At 64.9% G+C, this 11,454-nt stretch carries 13 protein-coding genes; 9 read left to right on the top strand and 4 right to left on the bottom strand.

Going from position 1 to position 11,454, the window contains the following annotated elements; translation table 11 throughout:
- The first annotated feature begins 178 nt into the window (after nucleotides 1-178).
- Complete coding sequence (locus GGD63_RS34350) at nucleotides 179-439, top strand: hypothetical protein (protein ID WP_183248874.1); 261 nt, start codon at nucleotides 179-181, stop codon at nucleotides 437-439.
- A gap of 3 nt (nucleotides 440-442) precedes the next feature.
- On the opposite strand, the gene GGD63_RS34345 is transcribed toward GGD63_RS34350, so the two are convergent.
- Nucleotides 443-1,333: a LysR family transcriptional regulator gene (locus GGD63_RS34345; protein ID WP_183248872.1), complete on the bottom strand. Its 891-nt coding sequence runs from the start codon at nucleotides 1,331-1,333 to the stop codon at nucleotides 443-445.
- 105 nt (nucleotides 1,334-1,438) lie between these two features.
- Between GGD63_RS34345 and GGD63_RS34340 the strand changes: the two genes are divergently transcribed.
- Nucleotides 1,439-2,320 (top strand): SDR family oxidoreductase, encoded by an 882-nt coding sequence (locus GGD63_RS34340; RefSeq protein ID WP_183248870.1) that lies wholly within the window; start codon nucleotides 1,439-1,441, stop codon nucleotides 2,318-2,320.
- A gap of 260 nt (nucleotides 2,321-2,580) precedes the next feature.
- On the opposite strand, the gene GGD63_RS40670 is transcribed toward GGD63_RS34340, so the two are convergent.
- Together GGD63_RS40670 and GGD63_RS34335 are read right to left on the bottom strand one after the other, a co-directional pair.
- Nucleotides 2,581-2,703: a hypothetical protein gene (locus GGD63_RS40670; RefSeq protein WP_260387549.1), complete on the bottom strand. Its 123-nt coding sequence runs from the start codon at nucleotides 2,701-2,703 to the stop codon at nucleotides 2,581-2,583.
- Nucleotides 2,704-2,798: 95 nt separating this feature from the next.
- On the bottom strand, nucleotides 2,799-2,975 hold the full coding sequence (locus GGD63_RS34335) for a hypothetical protein (protein WP_183248869.1): 177 nt from the start codon (nucleotides 2,973-2,975) through the stop codon (nucleotides 2,799-2,801).
- 160 nt (nucleotides 2,976-3,135) lie between these two features.
- On the opposite strand from GGD63_RS34335, the gene GGD63_RS34330 reads away from it, so the two are divergent.
- From GGD63_RS34330 to GGD63_RS34315, 4 genes are all read left to right on the top strand, one after another.
- Nucleotides 3,136-3,273, top strand: coding sequence for a hypothetical protein (locus tag GGD63_RS34330; protein ID WP_183248867.1), 138 nt, complete (start codon nucleotides 3,136-3,138; stop codon nucleotides 3,271-3,273).
- Nucleotides 3,274-3,402: 129 nt separating this feature from the next.
- Nucleotides 3,403-4,542: a beta-propeller fold lactonase family protein gene (locus GGD63_RS34325; protein ID WP_183248865.1), complete on the top strand. Its 1,140-nt coding sequence runs from the start codon at nucleotides 3,403-3,405 to the stop codon at nucleotides 4,540-4,542.
- A 68-nt stretch (nucleotides 4,543-4,610) separates the two neighbouring features.
- Complete coding sequence (locus GGD63_RS34320) at nucleotides 4,611-4,781, top strand: hypothetical protein (protein WP_183248863.1); 171 nt, start codon at nucleotides 4,611-4,613, stop codon at nucleotides 4,779-4,781.
- Nucleotides 4,782-4,953: 172 nt separating this feature from the next.
- A complete protein-coding gene (locus tag GGD63_RS34315) occupies nucleotides 4,954-5,847 on the top strand; it encodes an efflux RND transporter periplasmic adaptor subunit (protein WP_183248861.1) in 894 nt (297 codons plus the stop codon).
- Nucleotides 5,848-6,120: 273 nt separating this feature from the next.
- Here GGD63_RS34315 and GGD63_RS34310 read toward each other — a convergent pair whose 3' ends face one another.
- Complete coding sequence (locus tag GGD63_RS34310; RefSeq protein WP_183248859.1) at nucleotides 6,121-6,972, bottom strand: caspase family protein; 852 nt, start codon at nucleotides 6,970-6,972, stop codon at nucleotides 6,121-6,123.
- Nucleotides 6,973-7,395: 423 nt separating this feature from the next.
- Here GGD63_RS34310 and GGD63_RS34305 point away from each other — a divergent pair, with 423 nt between their 5' ends.
- The 3 genes from GGD63_RS34305 to GGD63_RS34295 all read left to right on the top strand — a co-directional run bounded on the left by GGD63_RS34305 (nucleotide 7,396) and on the right by GGD63_RS34295 (nucleotide 11,293).
- A complete protein-coding gene (locus GGD63_RS34305; protein WP_183248858.1) occupies nucleotides 7,396-9,126 on the top strand; it encodes a hypothetical protein in 1,731 nt (576 codons plus the stop codon).
- Nucleotides 9,127-9,274: 148 nt separating this feature from the next.
- Nucleotides 9,275-10,000: a thermonuclease family protein gene (locus GGD63_RS34300; protein ID WP_183248856.1), complete on the top strand. Its 726-nt coding sequence runs from the start codon at nucleotides 9,275-9,277 to the stop codon at nucleotides 9,998-10,000.
- Between the two features lie 105 nt (nucleotides 10,001-10,105).
- A complete protein-coding gene (locus GGD63_RS34295; RefSeq protein ID WP_183248854.1) occupies nucleotides 10,106-11,293 on the top strand; it encodes an alanine--glyoxylate aminotransferase family protein in 1,188 nt (395 codons plus the stop codon).
- Nucleotides 11,294-11,454 lie beyond the last annotated feature (161 nt).

Genomic DNA, 11,454 nt, shown 5'->3' with positions numbered 1-11,454 from the left:
TCGAGCGAAATGCCGGCGACGCGATACTCGAACGTTCAAAGGACACGTGAACCTCTCTGTTTGCAGGGATTCTCCACGAAATCGGCTGTGTTCGGATGATTTAGATCAAGCCGGGCGCCGTTACGTCCCGCGTCGCTCCGCACCTTGCAATCGCGCGAAGGTTCCATATCTCATCGGCATGATGAAGCTCACACTCGTCCAGGACCAGGCCATCCAGGCGCTCATGGCAGGCATCGTCGGCGCCGAGACATTCGATCACGTCTTCGCGGGCATCCGCTTCGACGAGATCGAGGGTACGATGCTCTATGCCGTCGCCAGGAACGAGGACGTCGCCTCCGACATCGAGGACGGATACTCGCCTCTCATCGCCGCGGTCGTATCGCGGGTGCTCGGCAAGCAGATCGACGTCGTCGTCGTCATGCCGAAGGTCCTGCAATAGGGCTCAATCGATAAACGATGCAAATTCCTCCGGCGTGCCGGAGGGAAATGCGTCCTTGAGACAGTCGAGGAACGCGGACACGCGCGCACTCAGCAGCCGGCGCGATGGATAGAGCGTCCAGAGAGCGATCTCGGGTCCGTCGACATCGCCCCAATGCACAAGCTTGCCGGCCGCCAGGTCGTGACTCACGAGCGAGACGGGGAGCCGCGCAGCCCCGACGCCCGCGCGCACCGCATCGCGGACCATGATGAGAGACGACAGGCGAAGCACTGGTTCGACCCTGATATTTGATCTTCCGTTTGGCGCCGTCACCTCCCAGACGGAATTCAGGTCGCCTGCTCCGCGCACGACCGCCGGCACTGCGACATTGCCGGTGGGACGACCGAGGCTCGGGCTCGCCACGACCACCAGCCGATCACGCAGGAAGATTCGTCCGACAAGAGTTTCGCCCGGATCCGGATTGATGCGGATCACCAGGTCATAGCCTTCCTCGATCATGTCGACGGTGCGATCCTCCGTCGTGACCTCGAGCCGGACCTCCGGATATTTCAGCGCGAACAGAGCGGCCAGCTTTCCCATCGCAGTCTGCGAGAACAGGAGCGGCGCGCTGATCCGCAGCCTGCCGCGCGGCCTGTCGCCGCCTGAAGCGATCGCGGCTGCCGTCTCATCGAGCTCGGCGAGCAATGCTCCTGTCCGTTCGTAGAGTGCCCGCCCTTCCTCGGTGAGTTTCAGGGCGCGTGCTCCGCGCTCGAACAGGCGCAGATCGAGGCTAGCCTCCAGATCCGAGACCCGGCGGGACAGCGTCGCTTTCGGGCGACCGGAGGCCCGTGCGGCCCGGCCAAACCCTCCGTGCCGGGCGACGAGATTGAAGTCAGCGAGGGCCAGAAGATCCATTCGTTCCACCAGTGAGACGATTGGTCTATAATTAGCGTCTATCGGCCCGAATGTGGATCACTAATTTGCGGGGTGTCTTCTCAATCCCAAAAAGGAGTGCCCCCCATGACTATCCTCGTTACCGGCGCCACCGGCCGTGTCGGCCGCCACGTTGTCCAGCAACTCGTCAAGCGCGGCGCGGACGTGCGCGTGCTGTCCCGCGATCCCGCGAAGGCCGATGTCCCGGCCGGCGTGAAGGTCGTGAAGGGCGACCTGCTCGATATCGAGCAGCTGCGCACCGCATTCAACGGCGTCAGCACGCTGTTCCTGCTCAATGCAGTGACGGGAGACGAATTCACCCAGGCGCTCATCACCCTGAACGTCGCCCGCGAGGCGGGCGTCGATCGCCTCGTCTATCTCTCGGTCATCCACGCCGATCGCTTCGTGAACGTGCCGCACTTCGCGGTGAAATCCGGCGCCGAGCGGATGATCGAGCAGATGGGCTTCAGCGCCACGATCCTGCGTCCGTCCTACTTCATCGACAATGAGCTCATGATCAAGGACGTCATCTTGAACCACGGCATCTATCCGATGCCGATCGGCAGCAAGGGTGTCGCCATGGTCGACGCGCGCGACATCGGCGAGGTCGCAGCGATCGAGTTGATCCGGCGCGAGCAGGCGCCTCGCGAACTGCCGATCGAGACCATCAATCTGGTCGGCCCCGACACGCTGACCGGTCCGGAAGTGGCTGCGATCTGGTCCGACATCCTCGGCCGCTCCGTCGTGTATGGCGGCGATGATCCCACCGGATTCGAGCAGAATCTGGCGGGCTTCATGCCGAAGTGGATGGCCTACGAAATGCGCCTGATGGCCGAGCGCTATGTCAGCGACGGAATGATCCCCGAGGACGGCGACGTCGCGCGTCTGACCAGGATCCTGGGTCGTCCGCTGCACTCCTATCGCAATTTCGCGAATCAGATCGCGGTGGCCGCCACCAAGACGGCCTGACCGTAGCAGCCATCCAGACACGACGCTCTGGGCCGCACTCGGACGTCGCCATGATGCGACGTCCGAGGTGTGAATCGAGCGCGCGCGTGGGCTTCGTAAGGGTGGGTTAGCCTTGCGGATGCGCGAAGCGCAGTCCGCTTGGCGTAATCCACCGCCGGTCTCGCCTGGAGCGTGGTGGGTTACGCCTTGCACTGTCGGCTGGCGAACGAGCGAGGGCGTGAGCGGCTAACCCACCCTACAGACTGGCTCACGGGACAGGCTTATTTCACCTGCTTGGCCGCACGGATCTCGGCGAACTCGGCGTCGGGATGGGTGACGATGGTGGTGAACATGATGCCGCTGATGATGATCGACCAGGCGGTGTCCCAATAGATCCAAAACACGTGCCACCCTCCGTTTTGTCGTCCTCCGCCTGCGGGATCAGGTAGCGGCAAGGCGAGGCTGCCGTTCCTGACGCGAGCGCGGCGCGGGCGAGGCGCTATTTGGATTTGGTCGGCGGGGAGCTGCGATCGGTTTCACCGGTGTGGCGCTTTGCCACGACATCCTCATCGCGCGGGCCTTCGTGCGGGCGCGGCGGCGGCTTGGGCTGGCCGGCCTGACCGCCATGCTTGCCGCCCATGTCGGGCTTGCCTTCGAGATCGTTTTCGCGGGGCATGCCGGGTCAATGCCTGCGCCCGGCATTGGTTCGCCTGCATTGCCCTGTTTTCGCCTGTGAACGAGTTCATAGGAGCGTCGTCCGTTGCGGTGCACGATGACGGCGTGCATCGCCGCACGCGTTTGACGGACGGGACTTGCGACGAACGGGATTTGGCCTGATGCGAAAACGACTGGTCGCCTGGACGCTTCTGACCAGCGCCCTGCTTGCTGTGGCGGTGTGGACCGTGCTCGGGCCGCCTGACCGCCCGGCCGGCCCGCACCTGCCCTCCCGCAATCTGACGGCGGCGGTGCGATAGCCGCATCAGTGCAACCGATACAATTTCGGCATCGATCGATCTCAATTGGAATTTGGTGCGGCAACCTGCCGCCCGCTATCCTCTCCGGCAAAACAACAACGCCGCACTGGCCCCCCGAGGAGAACGCCCATGTCGAGTCCGACCCGCCGCATCGCGTCCACAACGCCTCGCGCTGCGATTGCCACCACTCTCACCTTTCTTGCCCTCACCCTGGGAGCCCGTGCCGGCATGGCCGAGACCTTCGCCTATGTCGGCAATGCCGACAGCAACGACATCAGCGTGTTCAAGCTGGCCGAAACCGGCGAGATGACACCGGTGCAGACCGCCGCCCTCACCGGCGTGGAAAAACCGGGATCCTCGACGCCGCTCGCGATCACGCCCGACCACCGCGTGCTGATTGCCGGCGTCCGCTCGCAGCCATTCCAGGCGGTGAGCTTTTCGATCGACCCCAAGACGGGCCAGCTCAGCCATATCGGCAACGGGCCGCTCGCCGACAGCATGGCCCACATTGCCACCGATCGCGGCGGCAAGGTGCTGTTCAGCGCTTCCTATGGCGGCAACAAGGTCGCGGTGAATCCGCTTGGAGCGAACGGCGTGTTGGGCGCACCGACGCAGGTGATCCCGACCGGGCTGAACGCGCACGCCTTCCTGCCCTCGCCCGACAACCGTTTCGTGTTCGCAACCAATCTCGGCTCCGACCAGGTGCTAAGCTTTGCGTTCGAGCCCACCACCGGTGCGCTCACGCCGAGCGATCCGCCGGCCTACAAGCTGCCGGAAAAATCGGGGCCGCGGCACTTCGTGTTCCACCCCAATGGCAAGTTCGTCTATCTCCTCCACGAGCTGAACGGCGATGTCGCCGCGTTCACCTATGAAGCCAAGAGCGGCGCATGGGACGAGGTCCAGCGTACCACCGCGCTGCCTGAAGGGTTCACCGGAAAAGATTCTGATAAGAAGCCTTGGGCCGCCGACATCCACATCACGCCGGACGGGCGCTTCCTCTACGCCTCCGAGCGCACCACCAACACGATCGCCGCCTACCAGGTCGACGCGGCCAGCGGCAAGTTGACCACGATCGGCAGCGTGCCGACCGAGAAGCAGCCGCGCGGCTTCAACATCGATCCCGGCGGGCGCTACCTCGCCGCGGTCGGTGAGCTCTCCGACGGCATGACGGTCTATGCGATCGACCAGGGCAGCGGCGTGCTGGCCAAGCTGAAGTCCTACCCGACCGGCAAGAAGCCGAACTGGGTGGAATTCCTGAGCCTGCCGTGAGGGGCCGCGACCGACCTACGTAAACATCCGTAATTTCGCGGGGCCGGCGTTGCCATCATATGGCGGTCATGGACCGCCATATCCTCTTCAAGTGCCCCCAGACCGGCATGAACGTGCAGCATCGGCTCGAGGACGTACCGGCCGATCGCACGCACGTGTCCGTGCCCTGTCCGGCCTGCACGCGGCTGCATTTGATCGACCGCGCCACCGGCAAGCTGCTCGGCGATCGCCGGAGCTGAGCGGTTCGCTCGGGCCGGCCGGCGGCGAACCTGTTCTCCAATCCAGCGACTAATCAAGGGACTTGCCGCGTCACCCCGGGCGGCGCGGCATCCCGCTTTGGGACAACGCTGCCGTAGTCCGGGCCCCCGCCATCTGCTATCGCTTGGAGGCATAGCCCCCGTGGAATTTCCGATGCGCCCTTTGTCCCGTGCCGTTGTTCGAAGCCTGTATCCCGCAGCCATTGCCGGAGTGCTCCTCCTCGATCCATATCCGGCCGGAGCCGCCGATGACGACGCGCCCAAGGGGCCGGCGGTCACGGTGCTCAAGGTCGCGAAATCCTGCTTCTCCGACATCGTCGAAGCCACCGGCACGATCATCGCGCGCGAGGAAAGCTCGGTGCGGCCCGAACGTCCGGGCCTGAAGGTGACGGAGGTGCTGGCGGAAGCCGGCGACACCACCACGGCCGGCCAGGTGCTGGCGCGCCTCGCGCTGCCCGAAGGCGGCACGCTTCAGGTCACCGCTCCCGTGGCCGGCGTGATCGCGACCTCCACCGCCCAGATCGGCAACTTAGCCTCGGCCAAGGGCGAGGCGCTGTTCACCATCGTGGCGCGCAGCGAATACGATCTCGTGGGCCTGGTCGCGACCACTGACGTGCGCAAGCTCGCCGTCAACCAGCCGGCGACCGTGCGTATCGCAGGCGCCGGCGACATCGAGGGCAAGGTGCGCCGCATCGGGCCGACCGTCGAGCCGAACATCCAGCAGGGCATGGTCTATATCGGCATCTCCTCGCAGAAGCGGCTGCTGCTGAACGCGAGCGGCCGCGCGCTGATCAAGACCGGCCAGAGCTGCAACGTCGCGGTGCCGCTCACCGCCGTGCAATATTCGTCGGCCGGCACCGTGGTGCAGGTGATCCGCCGCAACCGCGTCGAGACCAAGCGCGTCGAGATCGGATTGATGTCGGGCGGCAATATCGAGGTCCGCGACGGCCTCAACGAGGGCGACGTCGTCGTCGCCCGCGCCGGCGCGCTGCTCCGCGAAGGCGATCCCGTGCGCCCGGCGATGGCGAGCGCGGAAGCGGGGAAGTAACAGCCACGATCGTCATTGCGAGCGAAGCGAAGCAATCCAGAATCTCTCCGGGGAGGGATCCTGGATTGCTTCGTCGCAAGAGCTCCTCGCAATGACGATGGAGAGGCAGACGTGCCTACGCACACATAATCGTAGGGTGGGCAAAGCGGCTTGTCCGCCATAGCTCGAAGAGCGACGGCGGAAGCGTGCCCACGTCTTCTATCGAAATCCTGGAAGGATGGTGGGCACGGCGCGTTGCGCCTTTGCCCACCCGAGAGCGGCGACTGCCGCGAACTAGCTGCCGGCTTCGCCGAAATGGACGTCTTCGAGCAGCGAGGACGACACGGTCGGGACCTGGCCGCCTTCGGAGGCGCGGGAGATGGCGACGCGGGTCTTGTTGAAGACGGCTTCGGCGCTGCCGCTCTGCGCATTGAGATTGCCGAGCAGCTCGCCGACCAGCACGCTGTGCTCGCCCTTGCCGTCGTCGACGACCTTGCCGGGCGAGGCGGAGGAGAGGATCAGCGCATTGTCGGGCGCGCTGATCGGCGCGAGGCCGTGACTGTAGGAACGGAAGCGGCGCTCGTAGGGATTACGGCGGGAAGCGTCGACGACGACGAGCTTGGCCTTGGCGCCCTGCTCCTTCATCATCTCGAGCACGCCCTCGATGGAGACGCCGTGGCGGCGGACGTCGCTTTCCTTCCAGATCACGGCGTCGACCGGCAGCATGTAGCTCTCGCGTCCGGCCTGCACACCGAAGCCGCCGAAGAACAGCATGACGACCGTGTCGCGCTTGATTCTGGACTTCAGGCGATTGACGGCGCGAACCATGTCGTCCTTGGTCGCGTCTTCCACCATGTCGACGTCAAAGCCGTTCTTGCGCAGCGACGAGGACAGCGCGCGGGCGTCGTTGATCGACTGCGTCAGCGGCGCGCTGGCGTCGGGATAATGTCCATTGCCGATGACGAGCGCGAGGCGCGAGGTCTGGCCGATCGAGCCGGTGATCTGGTCGGTCGTCACAGCCTTGGCGGCATCGAGCGCGCGCATGTTGAGGGCAGCATGGGCGCCGATCACCAGCGACACCGTGCCGATGAGGGCTGCGGCCACCGCGATGGTGCGTCGGGAAATGTCGAGCTGCCTTACATTCATCTCGGTTCATTCCTGTCAGTGCCAAAGACCAGCCAAGCGCGCGCACACTGTTTGAGTAGCGCGATAGCGTCTTTAGGTTTGAGGGATTGGCCCGGGGAGTGCCCCCGAATTGCGCGCAATTTGCGGCGCCGCACCAAACAAACCCTTAACCGGATATCGCCCTGCCGGCAATAGATCGCCCAAAATTTGAGCTAAGTCGCTGAAGTTATTGGTTAATTCTCCAGGCCGAATTTCTCGATTTATGGCATCCCCGTAGCTTTCCGGGGTCTGGATCATGCAGGCTTCGTGCCTGTTATTTCCGTGACCACCATCACATTTGTTTTTCCTGCGAATCCGGGTAGCTTTTCAAGGACTTGCAGGGGGTGGTGGGCGGACGGGTGCGCGCTCGCAGCTCCCGGGCAAGGCCCCGCGACCAGGTATTTCATGAGCTTTCATTATTTTGCCGGCGCCGCCTGCCGGGCGCTGACGGCGCGGAAGGACGGCCCCTCTCTTTATGAGGTCTGCGATCCCGTGCTGGCGGCTAGCGCCAGCGGCGACCTGCACCTGGCAAAGTTCTACAAGACCGCGCTCGGCAATCCCGCATTGCGGATGCTGCTGCGGCGGGCCGGGCTGCCCGAGCTGCGCGACGAGGCGAAGCTGACCCGGCTGCGCGAGGCGCTGAGGCGCGCCCGCGATGATGCGGAGCCGGATTGGGCGGCGGTCGGCCAGCCCGTGGCCGATCTCGTCGACAGCATCACGCTCGACCACCCGAAGCCGCCGCCGGCCATGTTCACCGGCACCATGCCGCAAGCCGCTGAGATCGACGGCGTGATCCGCGACTGCGCGCAGCACCTGCTCGGCTCGTACCGCAAGAACGGCTTCCTGCCGACCTATGCCGCCTTCAACCTGATCGGCGATCCCGATTGCCGCGGCCGCGAGCTGATCATGGCGCTGACGGGACTGAACGCGCGCGGCTACAAGAACTCCTCGCTGCTGTTCAACCTCGCGCGCGTCTTCATCGCACACTCGCCGGCCCGCGCGGTGGTCAATCCGCCCTGGAAGGGCATCGCCGAGCCGATGTGGGAGCCGGTGCAGATCCGCCACCGCTCGGCCTATTACGATGCGTTCTTCATCGAGGCGCTGCTCGGCTTCGTCGAGAGCGGGCTCGCCTCGCTGGCCGACAAGATCGCGGCGGAGCGTGCGATCGCCGACATGGTGAATTTCTGCGTCAATATCAGCCGCGAGGAAGTCGAGGGCTTGGGCGGCGCACGCTTCAACGTCATCACCGCGCTCGCCCCGGCGCCGCATCCGCGCTTTTCCCGGTTCTTTGCCCAGATCAAGCAGGACCTCGGCTTCGGCATCTATGTGCCGGATTGCGACACCACGGCGTGCTCGATCTCGGCGGCGACGCAGGCCGGCTGCCTTGATGCGATCATCGACCAGCCGCTGCTGGATTTCTACGCCGGCTACCAGGTGCGTGCCGGTGTCAATGCGCCGCGCATCACCGTGCCGCTCAACGACAACATCGACTACGAGGGCGGCGTCGCCACCTGGATCGACAATCTCAGCGGCGAGCGGCCCTACGGCAACGATCTCGATCCGACGCTCAATCTCGACATTCTCGAGGTGAGCTTTCGCAACCTCGCGCGCTGGAAGGTGTTGGAGACGCCGGCCCGGCTCGCCACCGTGCACCGGATCATCGGTTTCCAGAAACGGCTGGCTGCCAGCGGCGCCTTCGCCAATCCGCGCTCGCACATCTATTATCTGCCGGAGCTCTACAGCGCCTATTTCGGCCGCTGTTACGCGGCGTTCCTGGCACTGCCGCTGGCAGCGCAGGCGGCGATCGATCCCGACGGCGATTTCGATTTCATCCGCCATCGCGTGCTCTCCTACGTCAAGGGCGAGCTGATGGCCGCGGAGATGAACGTGTTCGACGCCGCGCTGGCGCTGATCGCGCTCGGCCATCTCGGCGCCGATCCGCGCGCCTTTGCACCGGCGCTGAACGTCATCATTGCAAGCCTCGGCGAAGGCGGCCGCCGCGGCCCGTTCCGCGCCTATGAGTGGAACAAGATGAAGACGCCGACGCGGATCCTGGTCGGCGGTCCCGAAGTGACGTCGGCGTTCGTGCTGATGGGGCTGGCGGTGGCGAAACGGGCGATGGCGGGGCGGGGGTAGGTCTCGTGCCCCGGACATAGGTCTCGTAGGGTCGTCGCAAGATGACAGGAAGTTGAAAGCCCGATCGTTAGGCATAAGCTGGCCGGGCGGCCAAAAGCCGACCACAATTACTGGGCTTATCGAGATTGTCCTGAACACCCGGACCGGCATGTTGCGAAAAGTCCTGATTGCGCTGTCTTTGTTCGCTATCCCTTCGCTGGCTGAGGCTGCCGACATCACCGGCACGGCAAAGGTCCGCGACGGCGATTCCGTCGTGATCGGCAACACGCGGATCCGGCTTGGCGGCATCGACGCGCCGTCGTCCGACCAGCTCTGTCTCAACACCAAGAGCGAGCGGTGGACCTGTGGCGTGGCCGCGCGCGAGGAACTCGCCAAATACACCGAGGGCAAGAACTGGGTCTGCCACGCCCGCGCGATCGACCGGCGCGGCCGCACCGTGGCGCGCTGCGAGGTCGGCGGCGAGGACATCCAGAAATGGCTGGTGCGCAACGGCTGGGCACTGTCCTATGCCCGCGTCTCCCACGATTACGACGCCGACGAAGCCGCCGCGCGCGAGGCAAAAGCCGGCATGTGGCAGGGCGCCTTCATCGCGCCCTGGGACTGGCGCGTGCGCAACAAGAAGACCGCCATCCTGGGCGCTACCAAGCCGCCGGAAGGGGCGCATGCCGTGCTGCTGGCCTCAGCCTCGGGACCGGTCGCGCCCTCACCCGACTGCACCATCAAGGGCAATGTGAACAGCGCCGGCGAATGCATCTATCACCAGCCGACCAGCCGCTGGTACACCCAGATCAAGATGAAGATCAGCAAGGGCACCCGCTGGTTCTGCTCGGTCGAGGAGGCCGAAGCGGCCGGGTGTCGCGAGACCAAGAGATAAGAGCCCCAGACCTGCGTTTTACGCGCTTTTCTTGGCCTCCAACGCCGCGTAAAAGTGAGACTCAGCAACCCACCATCCTGTTCTCAAGCAACAAGGACCAATGCAATGACCGTTCGCGCGGGCCGGGAATTTCTGGCCATCCCCGGGCCCACCACGATGCCCGACGAGGTGCTGCGGGCGATGCACCGTCCGGCGATCGACATCTACTCCAAGGAGATGCTCGATTTGACCGAGAGCCTGCTCAGTGACATCTCGAAGCTGTTTGCGACCAAGGGCAAGTCCTACATCTACATCGCCAACGGTCATGGCGCCTGGGAAGCGGCGCTGAGCAACGTGCTGTCGCGCGGCGACAAGGTGCTGGTGCTGGAGAGCGGCCGCTTCGCGATCGGCTGGGGCAATGCAGCGGCGCTGATGGGCGCCGAGGTCGAGGTGCTCAAGGGCGACTGGCGCCGCGCGGTGCGGCCGCATGAGGTCGAGGAGCGCCTGCGCCGCGACAAGGAGCACAGGATCAAGGCCGTCGTCGTCGTCCAGGTCGACACCGCCTCGGGCGTGCAGAACGACATCGAGGCGATCGGCAAGGCGATCAAGGCCAGCGGCCACCCCGCGCTCTACATGGTCGACACCGTCGCTTCGCTCGGCTGCATGCCGTTCGAGATGGACAAATGGGGCGTGGATGTCGCGATGTCCGGCTCGCAGAAGGGCCTGATGACGCCACCCGGCCTCGGCTTCGTCGCCGCCAATGCGCGCGCGCTCGAGGTGCACAAGAAGGCCAATATGTCGACGCCCTATTGGAGCTGGAGCGAGCGCGAGGGCACCGAGAACTATCGCAAATATGCCGGCACCGCGCCGGTGCATCTCTTGTTCGCTTTGCGCAAGGCGATCGACCTGCTGCACGAGGAAGGGCTGGAGAACGCGTTCCGCCGCCACAACCTGCTCGGCGAAGCCGCGCGCCGCGCGGTCGCGATGTGGTCGGAAGGCCAGGTGCTCGGCTTCAACGTCGCGGAGGCGAGCGAGCGCTCCAACACCGTGACCACGGTGACCATGAGCAACGGCCATGATCCGGCGGTGCTGCAACGCTATTGCAAGGACAAGTGCGGCGTCGTGCTCGGCACCGGCATCGGCGACCTCTCTGGACAAGCCTTCCGCATCGCCCATATGGGTCACGTGAACGCGCCGATGCTGCTCGGCACGCTCGGGGTGATCGAGGTCGGATTGAACGCGCTGAAGATTCCGCACGGCAAGGGCGGGCTTGAGGCGGCGGTCGCGTATCTCGGTGAGGAAGTGGCGGTGTAAGAGTCACAAACTCCGCCATCGTCCCGGACAAGCTCAGCTCTGGCAACGCCTAGCGTTGTCAGGGCGGAGCGCAGATCCGGGACCCATATGTGGACGGCCCCCGTGGCACAAGAGCATTTTGAGGTTTGATCGGATCGCTTGCATCCATATGTCCGGCCTGT

It is taken from the genome of Bradyrhizobium sp. cir1, from assembly GCF_014198245.1.
Lineage (GTDB): Bacteria > Pseudomonadota > Alphaproteobacteria > Rhizobiales > Xanthobacteraceae > Bradyrhizobium.
Note: the sequence above shows the minus strand (reverse complement) of the source record. Positions and strands in the feature narration are given on the sequence as shown.

Bases quoted from the DNA above. Each gene is read 5' to 3' on its own strand.
- GGD63_RS34350 (WP_183248874.1), top strand. From the start codon at position 179: ATGATGAAGCTCACACTCGTCCAGGACCAGGCCATCCAGGCGCTCATG.
- GGD63_RS34345 (WP_183248872.1), bottom strand. From the start codon at position 1,333: ATGGATCTTCTGGCCCTCGCTGACTTCAATCTCGTCGCCCGGCACGGA.
- GGD63_RS34340 (WP_183248870.1), top strand. From the start codon at position 1,439: ATGACTATCCTCGTTACCGGCGCCACCGGCCGTGTCGGCCGCCACGTT.
- GGD63_RS34335 (WP_183248869.1), bottom strand. From the start codon at position 2,975: ATGCCCCGCGAAAACGATCTCGAAGGCAAGCCCGACATGGGCGGCAAG.
- GGD63_RS34330 (WP_183248867.1), top strand. From the start codon at position 3,136: ATGCGAAAACGACTGGTCGCCTGGACGCTTCTGACCAGCGCCCTGCTT.
- GGD63_RS34325 (WP_183248865.1), top strand. From the start codon at position 3,403: ATGTCGAGTCCGACCCGCCGCATCGCGTCCACAACGCCTCGCGCTGCG.
- GGD63_RS34320 (WP_183248863.1), top strand. From the start codon at position 4,611: ATGGACCGCCATATCCTCTTCAAGTGCCCCCAGACCGGCATGAACGTG.
- GGD63_RS34315 (WP_183248861.1), top strand. From the start codon at position 4,954: ATGCGCCCTTTGTCCCGTGCCGTTGTTCGAAGCCTGTATCCCGCAGCC.
- GGD63_RS34310 (WP_183248859.1), bottom strand. From the start codon at position 6,972: ATGAATGTAAGGCAGCTCGACATTTCCCGACGCACCATCGCGGTGGCC.
- GGD63_RS34305 (WP_183248858.1), top strand. From the start codon at position 7,396: ATGAGCTTTCATTATTTTGCCGGCGCCGCCTGCCGGGCGCTGACGGCG.
- GGD63_RS34300 (WP_183248856.1), top strand. From the start codon at position 9,275: ATGTTGCGAAAAGTCCTGATTGCGCTGTCTTTGTTCGCTATCCCTTCG.
- GGD63_RS34295 (WP_183248854.1), top strand. From the start codon at position 10,106: ATGACCGTTCGCGCGGGCCGGGAATTTCTGGCCATCCCCGGGCCCACC.